Genomic DNA, 19,166 nt, shown 5'->3' with positions numbered 1-19,166 from the left:
TCGTCTGTCGATGGCGGCTTTGTCAGCTCCCGTAAGCCCGTTCGCAACGGCTGACGTATGCCCCAACGGGCGGACCATGCCCTGCCCCGGCTCGGCATTTCCCACGAGCGCGACCACTGACGCACCATCGAACGAGAGCGGAACAATGCATTCTTCGGCCACCGACGTCACTCCTCCCGCCCGCTCCGGCCTCTCCGGGCTGGTCGGCAACACTCCCCTGCTGCGCGTGTCGGAGCCCCTGGCCCCGGCGGGGCGCGGCTTCTGGGCGAAGCTCGAGGGCTTCAACCCCGGCGGCATCAAGGACCGGCCCGGCCTGCACATGGTCGAACGGGCCCGCGCCCGGGGCGAACTGAAGCCGGGCGCCCGGATCATCGAGTCCACCAGCGGCACCCTCGGTCTCGGCCTCGCCCTGGCCGGCATGGTCCACGGGCACCCCGTCACCCTCGTCACCGATCCGGGCCTGGAACCGTCGATGACCCGCCTGCTGACGGCGTACGGGGCCCAGGTCAACGTCGTCTCCGAACCGCACCCCACCGGAGGCTGGCAGCAGGCCCGCCGCGACCGCGTCACCCAGCTGCTGGCCCAGCACCCCGGCTCCTGGTGCCCGGACCAGTACAACAACCCGGACAACACCACCGCCTACACCCCGCTCGCCCTCGAACTGGCCACCGAGCTGCACCACATCGACGTCCTGGTGTGCAGCGTCGGCACCGGAGGGCACTCCGCGGGCGTCTCCCGCGTCCTGCGCCAGCTCTACCCCGAGCTGAAGCTGGTGGGCGTGGACACCGTCGGCTCCACCATCTTCGGCCAGCCCGCGCGCACCCGCCTCATGCGAGGCCTCGGTTCCAGCATCTACCCGCGCAACGTCGCCTACGAGCAGTTCTCCGAGGTGCACTGGGTCGCCCCCGGCGAGGCCGTGTGGACCTGCCGTCAGCTCGCCGCCTCCCACTACGCCGCCGGCGGCTGGAGCGTCGGCGCGGTCGCCCTGGTGGCCGGCTGGCTGGCCCGCACCCTGCCCGAGGACACCCGGATCGCCGCCGTCTTCCCCGACGGACCGCAGCGCTACCTCGGCACGGTGTACGACGACGACTACTGCGCCGCGCACGGGCTGCTGGACTCCCCGCCGACCGCGGAGCCCGACACGATCGGCCGCCTGGACGAGAAGGAGGTCACCCGCTGGACGCGCTGCGCGAGCGTGGTGGACCCGCTGACCCTGCGCGCCTCGGAGGTTCCCGCCTGATGAAGGGCACCCTCGCGCAGGTCCGCACGTACGAGCGCAGCGTCCAGCTGCTGATGGTCAACCAGTTCACCATCAACCTCGGCTTCTACATGCTCATGCCCTACCTCGCCACGCACCTGGCCGGCCCGCTCGGACTGGCGGGCTGGACGGTGGGCCTGATCCTCGGCGTGCGCAACTTCAGCCAGCAGGGCATGTTCCTGATCGGCGGCACCCTCGCCGACCGCCTCGGCTACAAGCCGATGATCATCGCCGGGCTGGCGCTGCGCATCGCCGGGTTCGCGACCCTCGGGCTGGTCGACTCCGTCCCGGCGCTGATCGCCGCGTCCGCGGCGACCGGGCTGGCCGGGGCCCTGTTCAACCCGGCCACCCGGGCCTACCTGGCGGCCGACGCGGGCGAGCGCCGGGTGGAGGCCTTCGCCCTGTTCAACGTCTTCTACCAGGCGGGCATCCTGCTGGGCCCGCTGGTCGGCATGGTGCTGACGGGCGTCGACTTCCGCGTCACCTGCCTGACGGCGGCCGGGATCTTCGCGGTGCTGAGCATCGTGCAGATCCGGGCCCTGCCCGCCCGCCGGGGCAACGACGCCGCCGAACGGGCCGACGGCCCCCGGGAGGGGGTGCTCGTCCAGTGGCGCGGGATCCTCGCCAACCGGCCGTTCCTGCTGTTCTCCGTGGCGATGATCGGCTCGTACGTGATGACCTTCCAGGTCTACATGGCGCTGCCGCTGGAGGTCCGGCGCGTCGGCGGCGAGGGCGGCTTCGGCACGGCCGCGGTGGCGGTGCTCTTCGCGGTCTCCGGACTGAGCACGATCCTCTTCCAGACCCGCGTCACCGCCTGGTGCAGGGCCCGTCTGGAGCCGGGCCGGGCCCTGGCCTGGGGGCTGCTGGCCATGGGGGCGGCGTTCCTTCCCCTGTTGGCGGCCACGGCACTGCCCGTCCCGGGGTCGCAGTTGGGGACACGGCTGCTGGCGGCGGTGCCGCCGGTGCTGGCGGCGCTGCTGCTGGCCGTCGGGACCATGATCGCGTACCCGTTCGAGATGGACACCATCGTCCGGCTCTGCGGGGACCGCCTGGTCGCCACGCACTACGGTCTGTACAACACGGTGTGCGGGGTCGGCATCGCCGTGGGCAACCTGCTCACGGGGGCGGCGCTGGACGCGGCCCGCGCCGCCGGGATGTCGGCGCTGCCCTGGCTGGCGTTGTTCGTCCTGGGCCTCGGGTGCACGGCCGCCCTGTACGGCCTCGACCGCACGGGCCGCCTCGCCCCGCCCGCCCGCGCGCCCCGCGCCGAACCCGTACCGGCCTGAACCCGTACCGGCCCGAACCCGTACCCGCCGCCCGACTCAGCCCGGGCGGCGGGTACGGGCGCTCAGGAGATCCCGTACCACTGGCTGGCCCAGCCGGTGTTGATGGTGCTGGTGGACTGCTCGGCGAGGTTCACGGTGGCGGGCAGGGAGTTCTGGCCGGTCAGGAGGGTGCTGTAGCGCAGGTTGGGGGGCGTGAGGCCCGCGTTGACCGAGATGCCGGCGCCGGTGGACTTCAGGGTGAGGGCGTTGGTGGCCCAGTTGCCGTTGAGCAGGAGGGCGATGAAGTAGGTCCCGGGGGCGGCGGTGAACGGCTTGGCGAGGGCGAGCGGCTTGGCCACGGGGTCGGTCATCAGCTGGGGGGAGACGTCCGGGCTGGCCGCGCGCAGGGTGCCGGTGGCGTCGTACACGCCCACGTAGCAGTGGGAGAGCTGGGCGTTGGGGTCGATCCCGGCCAGCCCGAGCCAGATGTTCGACCAGGTGATCTCCTGGCGCAGGACGATGCGGACCAGGGTGACGCGTCCGCCGACGCCGGCCGCCGACTGGGCGGTCACGTGGCCCGCGTCGTTCGGGTCGCCGGTCCAGGCCAGCAGGTTCTGGTCCTGGGGGCGGGGTCCCTCGTACCCGGCTCCGGTGCCGCCCGGTGCGGGCGGGGCCGCCACGGCCGCCGGGGAGCCCGAACCGCCCGCCGCCTTCGGGTCCTTGTCCGGCGAGGTGCAGCCGGTCAGGACGAACAGCGCGGCGAGTGCGGCGGCGAGAGGGCGCGCGACGGTGGTGCGGGTGGCCATGGTTCCCCCAGGTGGTGCGGATGTACCGGGGGCCATGGTCACATGCCCGTCAGGGGCCGGGTCCGTCGGCTGACGGTCCCGGCCCCTGGCGTCCGCGGGCGGGCTCGGTCGGAGCGGCCCGCTCAGAGCCTGGTCAGACGCGGTCGGCGGCGATCAGGACGTACTGGAAGGAGCCGTCCTCGTAGGACTTGATGAACGCCTCCTCGATGCCGGTGACCAGGGAGGACGTGGCGCGCAGCTTCCAGTAGGGCAGCGTGTCGGGGGTCAGGTCGATGACGGCCTGCGGGACGAGGCGGTTGTCGGCCATGGCCCGCAGGTACTCGCGGCGGGAGTGGATGTTGCACTCGAAGTGCGCGTTGATCTGCGAGACCCACTTGGAGGGCTGGCCGTAACGCGGGTTCCAGCAGCCGGTGATGGTGACGTAGCGGCCGCCGACGGCGAGCACCCGGGAGTGCTCGGCGAAGAGGTCGTGGAGGTCGACGTACATGCTCGACTCGTTGTTCCACGAGGCCGCGGCCCGGCCGGTCTCGAAGGGGGTGTTGAGCATGTTGCAGACGCGGGCGCGGACGTGGTCCTCGATGCCGAGTTCGCGGGCGCGCTGGTTGGCGAAGTCGGCCTGCTTGGTCGACAGGGTGACGCCCTCGACCTTGCATCCGAAGCGCTGGTGGGCCATCACCATCGAGCCGCCGCGGCCGCAGCCGGCGTCGACGAGGGTGTCGTCGCGGCCGACGGGGCCGAGGTGGTCCAGCAGCACTTCGGCCTGGGCCGACTCCAGCCGGTGCAGCTCGGCGATCAGCTTCTTCTCGTATTCGCTGTCCTCGGTGTCGCCGAGGGCGGCGTGGTCGACGTCGCCGATGCCGTAGTGGTGGTGGTAAAGACCGTCGACGTCGCCGAGGCGGAGGTTGACGGGGCGGGCCTCGTTGTTCCAGTAACGGGCGATGTCGCCCTGGTAGGGCGTCGTCGGCGCGGGGATGAGCACGGAGCCGACGGAGGGGGTGGTGGTGAGATCAGTGCTGGTCACGAATAAGTCCGTCCTTACCAGAAATCGGGCAGGCTGTAGCGATAGGTGTTCGTCTGGTGCCAGTAGTGGTTGCCGTCGACCCACACGGCCACCCCCCGCAGGAAGCGCAGCGCGCTCGGTACGGGGCAGGCGGCGGCCAGGGCGGCGGTCTCGGCTTCGAAGTCGTGCATGAGCTCGTTGTGGACCTCGATCGCCTTGAGGTAGCCCTCCCGGTCCGAGACCCCCTCGCGTTCGGCGATCACCACGGGGAGGTTCAGGTGGCGCCCGGGGCTGGCGAGTTCCTTGGTGTACGAGTAGAGGTCGTTGACGATGGTGCTGACGTTGCCGGCGAGTGCGAGGACGCGCTGCATGGCGGGCTGGGCGTGCAGGTCGGAGGGCAGTTCGTAGCCGCCGACGGTGTCCGTGATGGTGGGGCACGGCCGGAAGTTGTTGAACTGCCGCATGACGAGGTACTCCCACACCTCGGGCATGTGGTCCGTCTGCGCCCAGGCGGCCTCGGCCAGGTACCCCATGTGCAGCCGGGCCATGTCGTGCCGGAAGCGGTCGGCCTGGGAGGGCGTGGACTGCTGGACGAAGTACTCCATGGCTGAGCGGTAGGAGCGCCGGGGGGCGTCCTCGTGGAGCGACTCCGCCCACCGGGGCCGGTACTCCTCGGTGGTGTGCAGCGGGTCGAGGGCGCTGTGCGCCAGCAGCAGGCGGCCGCCGAGGCCGATGGGCGAGCCCCCGTGGTCCTCGCAGTACATGTCGTCGACCGCGTTCTCGGCGACCATCAGCCGGGCGGCGATCATCAGGTGCTCGATGGTGGGGGCGTCCGGGTGGCAGGCGACCATGTAGCGGCCGGTGGAGAAGCCGTCGAACTCGCCCTCCCAGTCGTCCGGGTACAGCTGGATCTCGTCCAGCGCCCAGGCCTTGATCCGGCGGCTGAGCTCGGCCACCCGCGCCCGGGTCGGGTTCCGGGACGGGGTGGTAGTACAGGCCGGGGATGTGGAGGGCGTCCCACCGGTGCGGCGGGCGCCGGTGCGGCGGCCGCCGGCGGCTCCGCGTACGGGGCGAGGTGCAGGGCGGCCGTGCCCAGGCCGCTGGACCCGCGGATGATCCGCTCCAGTGCCTCGCCGGCCTGCCGTACCGTTCCCTCGCCCGCCGCGGGCGCGGGTGCGGCCGGGGCGGGGGTGCGGGTGCCGAAGGGCAGGACGGGCGCGGACGGCAGGGCGGAGCGGGTGGCCTCGGGGGCCGTGACGACGGGCGTCGCGGCGACGGCCGCCTCGGGGACGGCCTCGGCCGCGGCGGCCTCCGCGACCGGGGCGTCGGCCGGGGCCCGGCCCAGGCTCAGGGTGTGGGCGAGGACGTGCGCACCGAAGTGGGCGGCGGCTGAGGGCAGGCTCGACTGCAGAGGGGAAGGCCCGGGATCGGGCATCCGTGACTCCTTGGTGAGGTGGGTGAGGTGGCCCGGATCCCGGGCGTGCTCGGCCGGACCCGGGGCGTGCCGGGGGTCGCGGCCGGTGGGCAGGTCCTCTAGTCGCGCCTGCGGGCGATCTGTACGTTCTCCAGGACGCCGAGGGCGTCGGGCACCAGGATGGCCGCGGAGTAGTAGGTGGTGACCAGGTAGGAGATGATCGCCTGCTCGTTGATGCCCATGAAGCGCACCGACAGGCCCGGCTCGTACTCCTCGGGCAGGCCGGTCTGCCGCAGGCCGATGACGCCCTGGTTGTCCTCGCCGGTACGCATGGCGAGGATGGAGCTGGTGTTCTCCTTGCTGATGGGGATCTTGTTGCAGGGCAGGATCGGCACGCCGCGCCAGGCCGGTACCTGCTGGCCGCCGACGTCGACGTGGTCCGGGTAGAGCCCGCGCGCGTTGAACTCGCGCCCGATCGCCGCGATCGTCTTGGGGTGGGCGAAGAGGAACTTGGTGCCGCGGCGGCGGCAGAGCAGCTCGTCGAGGTCGTCCGGGGTGGGCGGGCCGGAGTGGGTCTGGATCCGCTGCTTGAAGTCGGCGTTGTGGAGGAGGCCGAACTCGCGGTTGTTGATCAGCTCGTGCTCCTGGCGCTCGCGCAGCGCCTCGATGGTGAGCCTGAGCTGTTCCTCGGTCTGGTTGTGCGGGCCGTTGTAGAGGTCGGCGACCCTGGTGTGGACCCGCAGGACGGTCTGCGCGACGGAGAGCTCGTACTCGCGGGGGTTGAGCTCGTAGTCGACGAAGGCGGTGGGGAGTTCGTACTCGCCGGTGTGGCCGGCGGACATGGCGATCTCGGCCTCGCCGTGACGGTTCTGCCGCTGCTGCGGCAGCGAGCTGAACTCCTGGATGTGCGCCTGGAGGGTGGGCGCGGAGGCCAGTACGGCGGCGAACTCGCTGCGGGAGAGGGTGAGCAGGGTGCCCGGGGTCTCCGCGGTGGCGGTGTAGTCCCAGCCGGCGTCGCCGTCGAGCAGGGCGTTCTCGCCGAAGCGGTCGCCGTCGGCGAGGGTGGCGATGGCCACCTCGTCGCCGTACTTGCCGAGGGAGGTCTGGCTGATCCGGCCGTGGGCGATCATGTGGATCTGGTCGGCGGGGGCGCCGCGCTCGACGAGCACCTCGCCGGCCCGGAAGTCGCGCTGGACGCACCGGCCGGCGATCGCGGTCAGCACCTCCACGTCGTCGAAGCCGCGCAGCAGGGCGAGTTCGCCGAGCTCCTGGGGGATCACCCGGACCGAGGCGCCGTCCTGGACGAACTCGATCCGCCCGTCGCCGACGGTGTAGCTCAGTCGGCGGTTCACCCGGTAGGCGCCGCCCTTGGTCTCCACCCAGGGCAGGCTCCGCAGCAGCCACCGGGAGGTGATCTCCTGCATCTGCGGGGCGGACTTGGTCGTGCTGGCAAGGTTGCGGGCGGCTGCGGTGCTCAGGCTGGACTGCTGCGGCGGATCCAGCTGGGCTTCCGGGCTGGTGTCAACGGTCATGCGACGAGCTCTCCTTCGTAAGCTCGGTGACGGACATAAGCGCACGTCACCGGTGAAAAGGAAAAAGAAGGGCGAATATCCGGAATCCGTCCAGATCCCTAGGGACAGTAACCACCGGTCCGCCCTGATGACCTTGAAACGCCGTGGGCATTACCTCAATGCAGTGATCTTGACGGCCGGGAGGTTTGGCGCGGAAAACAACGGTTTCCGGCCAGGTCCGTCCGGGCATGCGAAAGCCCCTCCCGCCGACGGGGGTTCCGTCGTCGGGAGGGGCTCAGGGGGTCGACCGTCAGGTGCGGTACGCGAAGTAGCGCGCGTCCGGGTAGGACGCGATGATGCTCGCGAGCGACTTACGGTACGTGTTGGTGGAGTGGTACGTGAGGTACGGCATCCCCGCACGGCTGCGGTAGCTGACGATCATGGAGTGGTCCTTGGACCCGTCCTTGTTGAAGTCGACCTGAAGGATGTCGCCGATGTCCATCTGGTACACGTTCGCCAGGTTCGCGGCCCGCTCGTTGGAGAGCGTGAACCAGGCCCACTCGTTCGCCCCGACCCAGGAGTCGGACTGGCGGGTGCCGTCGTACCACCAGTTGCGGTAGTCCGACGAGGTGCCCGGGACCGGCTTCCAGCCGCCGGCCTGCAGCGACTGGCTGATGAAGTTGGTGCAGTCACCGCCGGCGCCGTTGAACTTCCGGAAGGCCGGGTTGTAGTTGCTCCAGTACTTCTCCGCGTACTTCGCCATGGCGTTGTAGTCGTACGCGCCGCCGGTCAGCGTCTTGGGCTTGGGCGCCGGAGCCGGGTACTTCGTGGACGCGGGCGTGCCGTCCGGGTACTGGTTGCCGTCGTCCTTGACGGTGGCGGCGACCTTGGCGGCGACCGGCTCGTTGACCGCGACGGGCGCGTTGGCGCTGTCCTGGGACTTGATGGAGTCCAGCTCCCAGGAGCCGCCCTTCTTGCCCGTCAGCGTCAGCTCGTAGCGCGTCTTGAAGTCCGTGGTGTCCGGTTCGTCCCCGCGCACCTTCTTGTAGGTGAGCGTGGTCTGCTCGGTGACCTGGACGGTCGCCTTGCCGCCGGTGACGGTCGCCTTCTCCACCACGACGCGGGTGTCGGCGGCCGTGTAGGCCTCACCGAGCTCCGCGAGGCGGGTCTTGCGGGACTTGAGCGACGCGATCGCCGCGTCCTGGTCCTTCTTCAGCTTCTCCGACAGGCGGGCCTTCTTCTTGGACGAAGGCGCCGCGTCGCGGTGCTTCACGTGGCCGTCGACCAGGGCCTGCGTGCGCTGCGAGAGCACGTCGTCGGCTATGCGGCCGAAGGCGTCCGCGGTGGCGCGGTCGGCTTCCTCCGTCGTGCCCGCGCTCGCGGAGTAGGCGAACAGGCTGCCGGACGCTATGGCCACGGTCAGGGCCCCGATGGCGGCCAGCCTGAACCTCTTAGGTATCACTGTGTATCCCCTTGTCACCCGGTCCACACGGACCGGGAGGACGGAATCTTCGCACAACTGGGCGACGCTGTGGCCGCGTTCCGTTTCGTCCCCGGTTGCCCGGCAATGATCGTTCCGCGCACCGGTCGCCCCGACTCCGCTTCCGCATCGCGAGACGCGCCGGGGCGGCGCTCCGGTTCCCACCACCTCCTCATCGTCTTCACAGGAAATGCATCTAGGGTGTAGGTGGCAGCGGAGTACGGGGGGCATACGGAGTGAGCAGGCAGGACATGTCCTCGAGAGGGCGATCACGGGGCAGGCGCGCGGCCCCGAAGGGCAGCGGCGCGGGCCCCGCCGGGCGTCGCAGGAAGTCCGGGGGCCGACGGGCGGCTTCCGGTTCCGGCCCGGCGAGCCGCCTCGCGCCGCTCCTCGGCCCGGCCCTCGCCAAGGCGCGCCCGGTGCTGCGGCGCCTGCGTCCGTCGTACCCGCGGCCGGGGCGCAGCGGCTGGCGCAGGTGGATCCCCTCCGGCCGCCAGTGGCTCGGCGCCGTCCTGTACCTGTTCGTCGGCCTGGTCGGCTTCGTCGGAATCGCGTACGCCACAACGGACATACCCGACGACCTCAACTCTTTCGCGACACAGCAGGACAATGTCTACTACTGGTCCGACGGGTCCACGATGGCCCGCACGGGCTGGGTCCAGCGGCAGGAGATGCCGCTGGGGAAGGTGCCCGAGAAGGTCCAGGGGGCCGTCCTGGCGGCCGAGAACACCAGCTTCTACACCGACCCGGGCGTCTCGCCCTCCGGTGTGCTGCGTGCCGTGCGCGCCGCGCTGACGGGCGGTGAGACCCAGGGCGGGTCCACCATCACGCAGCAGTACGTGAAGAACGCCTACCTCAACCAGGACCGCACCCTGTCGCGGAAGTTCACCGAGCTGCTGCTCGCCGTGAAACTGGACAGCCGCGCGGGCAAGAAGCAGATCCTGGAGGACTACCTCAACACCAGCTGGTTCGGGCGCGGCACGTACGGCATCCAGCGCGCGTCCCAGGCGTACTACGGCAAGGACGTCTCGCAGCTGAACGCCAGCGAGGGCGCCTTCCTGGCCTCCCTCCTCAAGGGCGCCGGCCTCTACGACCCCTCGCTCGGCAAGGAGAACCACGCCCGCGCCGTCGAGCGCTGGAACTGGATCCTGGACCGCATGGTCGAGACCGGCCGGCTCTCCGCCGCCGAGCGGGCCGGCTACACGAAGTTCCCGGAGCCCTCGGACGCCTCCCTCGTGGGCATGCCCGGAGCGCAGAACGGCTACCTGGTGGAGATGGCCAAGGCGTACGCGATCAAGGCCGGGCACCTGAAGGAGTCCGACTTCGACCTCGGCGGCTACCAGATCTACACGACCTTCGACAAGAACCGGATGGCGGCGCTGACCGCGGCGGTCCAGCAGGCCCAGAAGGACTTCGACCCCGAGAAGCGGCCCGACACCGACAAGTTCGCGAAGGTCGGCGCGGCCAGCGTGGCCCGCGACGGCCGGCTGCTGGCCGTGTACGGCGGCCCCGACTACCTGAAGCAGGGCTTCAACGAGGCGAACGCGACGACGATCCCGGCCGGCACGGTGTTCACTCCCTTCGTCTACGCCGCCGCGCTGGAGGACGGGGTGGTGCGCACGCGCGGCCAGGCCCGTACGCCCGTCTCGTCCTCCAGCGTGTACGACGGCAACGACCAGGCGACGGTGCAGACGCCCGAGGGCCCGTACTGGGACCGCAGCGGGAAGGTGCTCAAGGGGCACAACGAGGGCGACCGCAGCTGGGGGCAGATCACCCTGCAGCAGGCCGTCGCCAACTCCGTCAACACCCCCATGCTCCAGCTCGGCATCGACGTCGGGGTCGACCGGGTGGAGGCGTACGCCGAGCGTTCCGGGCTGCTCCCGTCGAGCCTCGGACCGCGGATCCCCACCTTCGCCCTCGGGGAGAACTCCAAGCCCAGCGCGATCCGGATCGCCGGCGCCTACCAGACCTTCGCCGCGGACGGCATGCACACCGACCCCTACTCGGTGCGGTCGGTCACCCGGGCCGGCGCCGTCGTGCCGCTGGGATCCGCCGAAGGCGGTCAAGGCGATGTCGCAGAAGACCGCCCGGGACGGTGACGGAGGCCCTGCGCTCGGCCGTCAGCGAGGGTTCGGCGAAGTCCGCCGCCAAGGCCCAGCCGGGAGCGGCGGGCAAGACCGGCACGACCTCGGCGAACACGGCGGGCTGGTTCGTGGGGAGCACCGCGCAGGAGACCACGGCGGTGGTGGTCTACCGGATGTCGCTGCTGGACCTGATCCCGCTGCCGCTGACCGGGCTGGGCGGCGACGCCCCCGGCAAGCCCGGCAGCGCGCGGGCGGTCGACCTGTGGGCGGACTACGCCAAGGCCGTGAAGTAGGGGGACGAGGGGGCCGGAAACGGCGGAGGGGCCGGGTGGCGCGTGCCGCCCGGCCCCTCCGCCGTCCGCGTCCGGCGGTCTACTTGACGACCGCCTTCCAGTCCGGCGCCTGCGCCGGGTCGAGCATCCGCAGCTGGGCCAGGACCTTGGGGTCCTGGGCGTCCATCCAGTCCGCCACCTCCCGGAACGAGGCGCAGCGCACGTCCTGGCGGTTGCAGACGTCCTTCATCACGTCCTCGACGGCCTTCATGTAGATGCCGCCGTTCCAGTCCTCGAAGTGGTTGCCGATGAACATCGGGGCCCGGCTGCCGTTGTAGACGCGGTTGAAGCCGTTCATGTAGGAGCCTCGGACCTGGTCCCGCCACGCCGGGAACTTCGAGGGGTCGCCCTGGGTGCTGTCGCCGGACTGGTTGTAGAGGAAGTTGAAGTCCATGGAGAGGACCTGCACCTCCTTGCCCTGGAGCGGGACCAGCTGGAGGGGGAAGTTCCAGATGCCGTCGATCTTGGACGGCCACAGCTGGAAGTCGCCCGAGGAGCTCGCGTCGTAGCGCCAGCCGTACGGCTTGATCGCGGTGATCAGGTTCTTCTGCCCCTCCAGGCAGGGCGCGCGGCCGCCGACCACCTCCCGGTCCGGGTCGAAGGGCAGGGGCGCCTCGGCGCTGAAGCCGGTGTTGGTCTTCCAGGCCTTCATGAAGCCGTACGCCTGGTCGATCTCGCTCTTCCACTCCTCGGGGCTCCAGTCCCCGCCGCCCTTGGGGCCGCAGAAGTGCCCGTTGAAGTGGGAGCCGATCTCGTTGCCGTCGGTCCAGGCCCCGCGCAGCTGCTGGAGCGTGGTCTTCACGTGCGGGGCGGTCGGGTACGAGATGGCGGCCGCGCCCTGGCCGTGCTGCGGCGGGCGGTAGAGGTTCTTCTTCGCGTCGGGCAGGAGATAGATGCCCGTGAGGAAGAAGGTCATGTGGGCCTTGTTCTGCTTGGCCACCTGGCGGAAGTGCGAGAAGAGGTGGTCGTCGCCCTCCAGGGCGCCGTCCCAGGAGAAGACGACGAACTGCGGCGGCTTCTCGCCCGGCTTCAGCTTCTCGGGCTTGAGCTGTCCCGGCTGCGGGCCGGTGTAGGAGGTGGAGCCGTCGCCCAGCACCTCGACCTTGCCGTCCCAGTTGGGCTTCGGCCCCTTGCCGAAGCCCGGGCCGCCGGTCACGCCGCCCGCGCCCGCCGGGGCCGCGAGCCGAGCGTCGCGCTGGGCGTCGGAGGAGCCGGAGAACCCGACCGCGAATGCGGTGGCGGCCCCGCCGACGACGAGCACGGCGCCGGCTATGCCCAGGCGCTTGCGGTTGCGGGTCTTGCGGCGCGCTTTGCGGGCCGTCCGGGACTTCGCCCGTGCGCCGCCGGCGGCGTCGGTCTCGGCCATCGCGGTCGTACCCCCCTGAATCTCCGCAGCCGGGCCGCGCGTGGATGCTTCGTACGAATATAGAACTTGTTGGCACACCGCCCGTACCACACCCCCCGCGAAACACCCTTTCACAGCCGATCCACAGCCCGGCGGCCGTTCGCGGCATCGGTGTGCGGCACTCGGGTGAATCCCGGGGCCCTGCGGTGTCGCCCCGCCGGGCCCCGGGGGGTCTCCGGCGATAACGGCAGCATGACGCAGTCCCCCACGGCCGAGGCCGCCGAGATCAAGGTCAGCTTTGCCGGGACGGAGGCCGGGGCGGCGTTCGACGCCTTCGGCCTCGACCGCGACGAGGGCCGGCGCCGGTCCGTCCACTTCTGGGACAGGCCCGCGAGGACCTCCGGCGCGGAGGTGTCCCTGCCGCTCCTGGAGCGCGGCGTCATCCTGCGGCTGCGCCGGGACCGGGAGGGGCACGGCTCGAAGGAGGAGGCGGACGTGACGGTCAAGCTGCGTCCGTGTCCCGGGCTGGCGCCGCGCTGGCTGGAGGAGCGGGAGGGCGAGGACTGGGAGTACCGGATCGAGGAGGACCGGGCGGCGCCGGCGTTCAAGCCGGTGGTGGCGGCCTCGTTGCAGGCCGGGGTGGGCTTCGCGGCCTCCCTGGACCCCGGCTCGCCCGGCCGGCTGCTCGTGGAGGAGCAGCTGGAGCTGCTCGGCGCCGCCGGACCGGTCGACGGAGGCCTCGACGGTCTGACGGCCCTGGGGCCGGTGCACGCCGTCAAGTGGAAGCAGGAGTGGGAGGAGCTGCCCCGGGCGGTGGCCGTCGAGGAGTGGACCACCGAGGGCGGGCTGCGGTTCGTCGAGGTCTCGGTACGCGCGGACGTGGAGGACGCCGCGGACGCCCAGCACCTGCTCGACGGGGCCCTGCGCGCACGCGGCCTCGCCCTACCGCCGACCGGCGACACCAAGACCAGGATCGTGATGACGGCACTCGCCCGAGCCCTGCTGGGGTAGCCACGCGTCGCCCGGTCGCCTCCTGCGGCGGGTGCGCCGCCTGACTGAAAATTCAGTCAGCAGAAAAGGCGGCAGAACGTCCCCGCCGCCCCAGGGCGGGAACGACAGGGGTTCAGCCCTGCTTGAGGCCGGCCAGTTCGGCGTCGATGGCGCCGAGCATCAGCTCCCGCGCGTGGCCGATCCTGATGCCGCCGCTGAGCCAGCGCATGCTGAGTCCTTCCAGCAGGGCAGTGAGCCGCTCGGCCGCCGCGGCGAGCGCCGATGCCGCAACCATGGGCTGGACCCGGCCCAGCAGCGCGGCGACCTCCTGGACCCACACCAGGGTGGCGCGGGCGAGGTCCTCGCGGAGCACCTCGTCGAAGACGGCGCTGGCCCGCAGCTCGCCCCACGCCGCGCTGTTCTCCCGCACCTCGACGGTGTCCTGGAGTTCCAGCAGGAGGGCCTCCTCCAGTTCCCGGCGGGGCGAGAGCGGCGGCTCGGAGGGGTCGCGGTCGGTGGTGTACCGCTCGGCGCGGTCGTTGATGAACTCCAGGGTCTGGCGCAGGACCCCGGTGCGGTCCTTGAAGTGGTAGTAGATCAGGGCGGTGGACACCCCGGCCTCGGCCGCGAGTTCTTCCACGCGCAGCCCGCGGACCCCGCGCCGGGCGATCACCCGGGCGGCCGCTTCGAGGATCTGAGTGCTGCGAGACGCCATGTCCCGCACCCTACCGGGGCGCCCCCGGCCGGACGTCGGCGGCCCGCACCGGGCGTCGGACCGCGGGCGCGGCCGGTTTGACTGAAATTCCAGTCAGTGCCACAGTACCGACACGGGCCGTTCCGCCTTCCTGCCGGACGGCCGACCGCGGGGTCGACGCGCACCCTTGTGGTGAGGAGCCCCGGGCCCGAGCCGCCGGCAGCGCCCCCGCGCCCGTCCCGGCGAGGCGTTCCCGTCCCGCCGGTAATCGATCGGAGTCCCCGTGACGAACCCGCCCTCCACGCGCCGGACCGTCCTGCGCACCCTCTCCGGGCTCGGTGCCCTCGTCTTCGGCGCCGCCGCCTGCGGCCCGGCCGGGACCGCCCTGCGCTCCGGAGAACCGGCCGGCTCGGCCCGGTCCGCCTCCGGCGCCCCCGAGCGCCGGCTCGGCGCCGAGTGGGAGAGCCACACCCGCACCTTCATGTCCTGGCCGGCCCTGGCCGCGGGGGTGTGGGAGGAGGACCTGCGCTACGTACGGGAGGACATCGCCCGCATCGCCCGCGCGATCGGCGAGTACGAGGCCGTGGTCATGATGGCCCGCCCGGAGCAGGTGTCGGCCGCGCAGCGGGCCGTCGGCTCCCAGGTCGAGGTCATCCCGCTGGCCGTCGACGACCTGTGGGCCCGGGACACGGTGCCCGTCTTCGTCGAGGAGGGCGGCAAGGTCACCGGTGTCGACTTCAACTTCAACGGCTGGGGGAACAAGCAGAAGCACCCCAATGACGCCCGGGTCGGGCGGGCGCTGCTGCAGAAGTACGGGATCCCCCGGGTGCAGGCACCGCTGGTCGCGGAGGGCGGCTCGTTCGAGCCCGACGGCGAGGGCACGCTGCTGATAACCGAGAGCTCGATCGTCAACGACAACCGCAACCGCGGCAAGTCGCGCGACACCGTCGAGGCCGAGCTGAAGCGGACCCTCGGCGTGGAGAAGGTCGTCTGGCTGGCCGGCGTGCGCGGCGAGGACATCACCGACGCCCACGTCGACAGCCTCGTACGGTTCACCGCGCCCGGTGTCGTCCTGCTGGACCGCGCGCACCCCGGCACCCCGCCGGACTCCTGGTCGCGCTCGGCGGACCAGGCGAAGTCCGTCCTGTCGAACACCGCGGACGCCCGGGGCCGGCGCTTCGAGATCATCGACCTCCCGCAGCCCGACCCGAACCGGATCACGGGGCGCGGCGACGACTTCGTCGCCACCTACGCCAACTTCTACATCGCCAACGACGCGGTGTTCATGCCGGAGTTCGGCGACCGCGCCGCCGACGACCGCGCCCGCGGCATCCTCCAGGAGCACTTCCCCGAGCGCGACGTCGTCCCGCTCCCCATCGGCACGATCGCCTCGGGCGGCGGCGGCATCCACTGCTCCACCCACGACCAGCCGGGCAGGCCCGCCGCCTGACGCGCCCCCCTCCGGCGGGCCTCCCCCGCTCAGAGCATCACGTGCTTGACCCGGGTGTAGTCGAGGAGGCCCGCCATCGAGAGGTCGCTGCCGTAGCCCGACTGGCCGGTGCCGCCGTGGGGCATCTCGGAGACCGTGGTGCCGTGGGTGTTCACCCAGACGATGCCGGTGCGCAGGGAGCGGGTCGCGCGCATGGCCCGGTCGTGGGCGGTCGTCCACACGCTGGCGGCCAGGCCGTGGCGGACGCCGTCGGCCAGGCGCAGGGCCTCCTCCTCGTCCGCGAAGGACTGCACGGTCACGACGGGGCCGAAGACCTCCTCCTGCACGATCTCGTCGTCCTGCCGGACGGTGGCGACGACGGTGGGCTCGTGGAAGAAGCCCGGGCCGGGGAGGCGGGCGCCGCCGAGATCCAGCGCCTGATCATCGCGGGCGAGCTCGTCAAGCGCGGCACGGGCGTCCTGCGGATGCCGTCGGCCGGCTGACCCCCTGCCGGGGCGGTGCGGACGGCGTGTTCCGCACCGCCCCGGCGCCACCATACGGAGCCAGTGGAGGGAGAACGCACGGATGACCAGCGTCCACATCGATGCCGGGGCCGCTTCCGGTGCCGGCTGGGCCGCAGGACGGGCAGGGGCTTCCACGCCCACGGCGGTCCCGGGGGCCGCGCGATGAGCGAGGATGGTGGTGTGCCGACCCGGGCAGCCGGGCGGGCCCGCCCGGTCCACGGGCGCCGACACGGGGAGCAGCCGACGTGACCAAGGCCGAGCGCGCGATCGAGACACGTGAGCGGATCCTCACGGCCGCGTGCGAGGTCATCGCGGACATCGGCTTCGAGAGCATCAGCATGCGCAAGGTCGCCGAGCACGCGGGCGTCTCGAAGGCCCTGCTCCACTACCACTTCGACACGCGGGAGAAGCTCTTCGCCGAGGCGATGACGCACTCCTTCGCCCAGACGGGCAAGGACACCGCGGCCGACGCCGGTCCGGTCCCGGCGTCCGTCGCGCTGGCCCGGATCCTGCGGAGCATGCTGCCGACGGACGAGGAGCTGCGCCAGGACTGGAAGCTCTGGCAGGAGCTGTGGGTGCGCGCCCAGCGCGACGCGGCGGCCCGTCACCTGGCGGTCGACCTGTACGACCAGCTGTACGCGTGGGTCGGCGGCGCGGTAGAACGGGGCATCGCGTCGGGGGAGTTCACCGACTGCGACGTGGCCGGTGTGAGCACGCTGGTGCTGGCGCTGTGCGACGGCCTCGGCATCCGGCTGATGCTCGACGACCCGCGGGTGGACCTGGCCACGGCCCGCGCGGTGATCTGGCGCACGATCGCCCCGGCGCTGGGCGTGCCGGAGGCCTTCCCGCAGGACTGACGTACCGGCCCGTGTGCGGTGGGGGCGCCGGAGTCGCGCGCGGGGGCAAGTGAGGCCCCGCGCACGGGGGATGACGCGGGGCCCTCGCACACCACCATAGCGCGCCGCGGCTCCGCGCGACGGGCGGCCCGGGTCATCGGCCTGGCTCACTTCGGGGAACACCACGGGAACGGCGGGCGTCATCCGGCAGCTCCGCCCCGGCGCCGAGCGGAACCCGACCCGTCCAGGACGTCCGCGAGGTGGCCCCGCGCGCCAACGGCCCGAGCGTCGGCAGCCCGACCGCACCCCCTGGGGCCGTTCTTCGCCGGGGCAGCCGCGAACGTGCCAGCATGGGGGCGCGTTCCGGCGTCACCAGAGTGAGGACATGGACCTTGAACAACCGCGCGCCTCGTGCGAGGCGCTCCCGCACGGGCGGCCGCCCGGCGGCCGAGCACGCGGGCGCCGCCCCGTGACCGACCCCCGGCAGGACCCCCTGCGCGACCCGCGCTTCTTCGCCGACCCCTACCCGGCCTACGACCGGCTGCGCGAGGAGTGCCCCGTCCAGCGGATCCCCACCGGCTCCGGCGGCCGCCACGCGTACCTGATCACCGGCCACGCCGAGGCACGGCAGGCGTTCACGGACCCCCGCCTGTCCAAGGACACGGGCCGGTTCTTCGCCGGACGGCCCTCGGACCGCGACCTGCACCCCGCCGTCTCCCGCAACATGCTGTCGAGCGACCCGCCCGTCCACACCCGCCACCGCCGGGTGGCGACGCCCCTGTTCACCACCGGCCGCGTCCGCGGACTGCGCCCGTTCGTCACCCGCGTCGTGGACGACCTCACGTCCGCGTGGCGGCCGGGCACGGAGATCGACCTGGTGGCCGACCTGGCCGTCCCCCTCCCGGTCACCGTGGTCTGCGAACTGCTGGGCGTGCCCGAAGCCGACCGCGCGAGCCTCGCCGAGTGGTGCCACGACCTCTTCGACGCCACGGACACCGCCCTCGTCGACGCGGCCTCGCACCGCATCGGCGACCACCTCACCGCCCTCCTGGACCGGGCCCGCGCCACCCCCGGAGACGGCCCGCTCCACTCCTTCCTCCGCGACTGCGACGAGGGCGGCCTCGACCGGGACGAGGCCGTCTCCCTGGCGGCCCTCCTGCTGGTGGCCGGGCACGAGACGACCACCCACTTCATCGGCAACTCCGTCCTGGCCCTGCTGCGGCACCCGGAGGCGTTCGACCGCCTGCGCCGGGACCCGGACCTGATCCCGGGCGCCCTCGACGAACTCCTGCGCCACGACTCCCCGGTGGGCGTGGCCACCTTCCGCCACAGCACGCAGGACCTGAGCATCGGCGGGACCGCCGTCCCGGCCGGCCACCCGGTCCTCATCGCCCCCGGAGCCGCCAACCGCGACCCGGCCGCCTTCCCCGCCCCGGACCGCCTGGACCTCGACCGCGACGCCGGCGCCCACCTCTCCTTCGGCCACGGCATCCACCGCTGCCCGGGCGCCCCCCTGGCCCGGGCCGAGGCGGAAACCGCCCTGCGCACCCTCCTGACCCGCTTCCCGGACACCCGCCTGGCCGTCCCCCCGGAATCCCTGACCTGGCGCCGGACCCGCCTCACCCGGGGCCTGGCCGCCCTCCCCCTCGCCCTCGCCTGACCCGCCCGGCCCACAGCCGCACGGCGAGGACGGCCGCGGAGGCGGCGAACAGGCAGGCGGTGATCAGCAGCCACCGCCCCAGGAACACGCCGGACGGCAGACCGGTGGTGACCGTGTAGTGGCCGACCTCCCCGAGCACCAGCGGCCAGTAGACGAGCAGCAGGACCCCGGAGACGAAGGCCGGCACCCGGACGTGGTTTCACACCTGCCCGGGGCGTACGCGCCCCGGGCCCGGCCCGGCGGCCGAGGAGCCGCTGGACGGCCAGGTCGGCGACCGCGTACAGGGGCAGCAGGACGAGGTCGTGCAGGATCGCGGCCCCGACGAACCACACGGCCACACCGAGGGGGTCCCCTTCGAGCAGGCGCACGCCCGCGTAGCAGGCCAGCGCGAAGGAGGCGAGGACGAGGAGCAGGTGGAACGGGGAAGCCCCGTAGCGGTGCCGGAAGGCGGTCGCGGCGGAGCCGGCGGCCGGCGGCTTCATGAAGGCTCCCCGAAGGTCAGGCGGGTGACCCACTTGGTGTTGTGGACCCCGGGAGC

15 protein-coding genes and 2 pseudogenes are annotated in these 19,166 nt (G+C 72.3%); 8 read left to right on the top strand and 9 right to left on the bottom strand.

Features of this window, described 5'->3' with window-relative positions; all coding sequences use genetic code 11:
• Positions 1-145: 145 nt before the first annotated feature.
• Positions 146-1,240, top strand: a complete 1,095-nt coding sequence (locus SSNG_RS30955; protein ID WP_007267889.1) for a PLP-dependent cysteine synthase family protein — start codon at positions 146-148, stop codon at positions 1,238-1,240.
• Complete coding sequence (locus tag SSNG_RS30950) at positions 1,240-2,544, top strand: MFS transporter (RefSeq protein WP_007267888.1); 1,305 nt, start codon at positions 1,240-1,242, stop codon at positions 2,542-2,544. Before SSNG_RS30955 ends, SSNG_RS30950 begins: the two co-directional genes overlap by 1 nt.
• Before the next feature lie 62 nt (positions 2,545-2,606).
• Here the strand turns inward: SSNG_RS30950 and SSNG_RS30945 are convergent, their stop codons facing one another.
• The 5 genes and pseudogenes from SSNG_RS30945 to SSNG_RS30925 form a co-directional block, all read right to left on the bottom strand.
• Positions 2,607-3,329: a hypothetical protein gene (locus SSNG_RS30945; RefSeq protein WP_007267887.1), complete on the bottom strand. Its 723-nt coding sequence runs from the start codon at positions 3,327-3,329 to the stop codon at positions 2,607-2,609.
• A 133-nt stretch (positions 3,330-3,462) separates the two neighbouring features.
• Positions 3,463-4,350 carry a geranyl diphosphate 2-C-methyltransferase gene (locus tag SSNG_RS30940; protein ID WP_007267886.1) on the bottom strand — a complete coding sequence of 296 codons (888 nt, stop codon included), beginning with the start codon at positions 4,348-4,350 and terminating at the stop codon, positions 3,463-3,465.
• A gap of 14 nt (positions 4,351-4,364) precedes the next feature.
• A pseudogene (locus SSNG_RS30935) lies at positions 4,365-5,312 on the bottom strand (family 2 encapsulin nanocompartment cargo protein terpene cyclase); the annotation flags it as partial.
• 550 nt (positions 5,313-5,862) lie between these two features.
• The gene (locus tag SSNG_RS30930; protein WP_007267883.1) at positions 5,863-7,275 is read right to left on the bottom strand and encodes a family 2B encapsulin nanocompartment shell protein; all 1,413 of its coding nucleotides are present in this window, start codon (positions 7,273-7,275) and stop codon (positions 5,863-5,865) included.
• Positions 7,276-7,564: 289 nt separating this feature from the next.
• Entirely contained in the window at positions 7,565-8,716 is a 1,152-nt protein-coding gene (locus tag SSNG_RS30925; RefSeq protein ID WP_007267882.1) for an amidase domain-containing protein, read from the bottom strand.
• 437 nt (positions 8,717-9,153) lie between these two features.
• Here SSNG_RS30925 and SSNG_RS30920 point away from each other — a divergent pair, with 437 nt between their 5' ends.
• Together SSNG_RS30920 and SSNG_RS45430 are read left to right on the top strand one after the other, a co-directional pair.
• Complete coding sequence (locus tag SSNG_RS30920) at positions 9,154-10,833, top strand: transglycosylase domain-containing protein (RefSeq protein ID WP_347232479.1); 1,680 nt, start codon at positions 9,154-9,156, stop codon at positions 10,831-10,833.
• Positions 10,830-11,111, top strand: a complete 282-nt coding sequence (locus tag SSNG_RS45430; protein ID WP_042802393.1) for a hypothetical protein — start codon at positions 10,830-10,832, stop codon at positions 11,109-11,111. Before SSNG_RS30920 ends, SSNG_RS45430 begins: the two co-directional genes overlap by 4 nt.
• A 79-nt stretch (positions 11,112-11,190) precedes the next feature.
• Here SSNG_RS45430 and SSNG_RS30910 read toward each other — a convergent pair whose 3' ends face one another.
• Complete coding sequence (locus tag SSNG_RS30910) at positions 11,191-12,516, bottom strand: hypothetical protein (RefSeq protein ID WP_128637236.1); 1,326 nt, start codon at positions 12,514-12,516, stop codon at positions 11,191-11,193.
• A gap of 231 nt (positions 12,517-12,747) precedes the next feature.
• Here SSNG_RS30910 and SSNG_RS30905 point away from each other — a divergent pair, with 231 nt between their 5' ends.
• Positions 12,748-13,506 (top strand): hypothetical protein, encoded by a 759-nt coding sequence (locus SSNG_RS30905; RefSeq protein WP_042802391.1) that lies wholly within the window; start codon positions 12,748-12,750, stop codon positions 13,504-13,506.
• Between the two features lie 112 nt (positions 13,507-13,618).
• On the opposite strand, the gene SSNG_RS30900 is transcribed toward SSNG_RS30905, so the two are convergent.
• On the bottom strand, positions 13,619-14,200 hold the full coding sequence (locus SSNG_RS30900; RefSeq protein WP_042802389.1) for a TetR/AcrR family transcriptional regulator: 582 nt from the start codon (positions 14,198-14,200) through the stop codon (positions 13,619-13,621).
• A 262-nt stretch (positions 14,201-14,462) separates the two neighbouring features.
• On the opposite strand from SSNG_RS30900, the gene SSNG_RS30895 reads away from it, so the two are divergent.
• Positions 14,463-15,629, top strand: a complete 1,167-nt coding sequence (locus SSNG_RS30895; protein WP_042802387.1) for an agmatine deiminase family protein — start codon at positions 14,463-14,465, stop codon at positions 15,627-15,629.
• Positions 15,630-15,658: 29 nt separating this feature from the next.
• Here the strand turns inward: SSNG_RS30895 and SSNG_RS30890 are convergent.
• Positions 15,659-16,033 (bottom strand): annotated as a pseudogene (locus SSNG_RS30890) (aldehyde dehydrogenase family protein); the annotation flags it as partial.
• Between the two features lie 344 nt (positions 16,034-16,377).
• On the opposite strand from SSNG_RS30890, the gene SSNG_RS30880 reads away from it, so the two are divergent.
• Positions 16,378-16,989 (top strand): TetR/AcrR family transcriptional regulator, encoded by a 612-nt coding sequence (locus SSNG_RS30880; protein WP_007267875.1) that lies wholly within the window; start codon positions 16,378-16,380, stop codon positions 16,987-16,989.
• 364 nt (positions 16,990-17,353) lie between these two features.
• Complete coding sequence (locus SSNG_RS30875) at positions 17,354-18,628, top strand: cytochrome P450 (protein WP_128637234.1); 1,275 nt, start codon at positions 17,354-17,356, stop codon at positions 18,626-18,628.
• Here SSNG_RS30875 and SSNG_RS45425 read toward each other — a convergent pair.
• Positions 18,588-18,815, bottom strand: a complete 228-nt coding sequence (locus tag SSNG_RS45425; RefSeq protein ID WP_347232478.1) for a hypothetical protein — start codon at positions 18,813-18,815, stop codon at positions 18,588-18,590. The genes SSNG_RS30875 and SSNG_RS45425 overlap by 41 nt on opposite strands.
• Positions 18,816-19,166: the final 351 nt, after the last annotated feature.

The sequence above is a fragment of the Streptomyces sp. C genome, from assembly GCF_000158895.1.
Lineage (GTDB): Bacteria > Actinomycetota > Actinomycetes > Streptomycetales > Streptomycetaceae > Streptomyces > Streptomyces racemochromogenes.
This window is presented reverse-complemented; position numbering and strand designations above follow the sequence as displayed.

Coding starts and splice junctions, on each gene's coding strand:
- SSNG_RS30955 (WP_007267889.1), top strand. CDS start 146: ATGCATTCTTCGGCCACCGACGTCACTCCTCCCGCCCGCTCCGGCCTC.
- SSNG_RS30950 (WP_007267888.1), top strand. CDS start 1,240: ATGAAGGGCACCCTCGCGCAGGTCCGCACGTACGAGCGCAGCGTCCAG.
- SSNG_RS30945 (WP_007267887.1), bottom strand. CDS start 3,329: ATGGCCACCCGCACCACCGTCGCGCGCCCTCTCGCCGCCGCACTCGCC.
- SSNG_RS30930 (WP_007267883.1), bottom strand. CDS start 7,275: ATGACCGTTGACACCAGCCCGGAAGCCCAGCTGGATCCGCCGCAGCAG.
- SSNG_RS30910 (WP_128637236.1), bottom strand. CDS start 12,516: ATGGCCGAGACCGACGCCGCCGGCGGCGCACGGGCGAAGTCCCGGACG.
- SSNG_RS30905 (WP_042802391.1), top strand. CDS start 12,748: ATGACGCAGTCCCCCACGGCCGAGGCCGCCGAGATCAAGGTCAGCTTT.
- SSNG_RS30900 (WP_042802389.1), bottom strand. CDS start 14,200: ATGGCGTCTCGCAGCACTCAGATCCTCGAAGCGGCCGCCCGGGTGATC.
- SSNG_RS30875 (WP_128637234.1), top strand. CDS start 17,354: ATGGACCTTGAACAACCGCGCGCCTCGTGCGAGGCGCTCCCGCACGGG.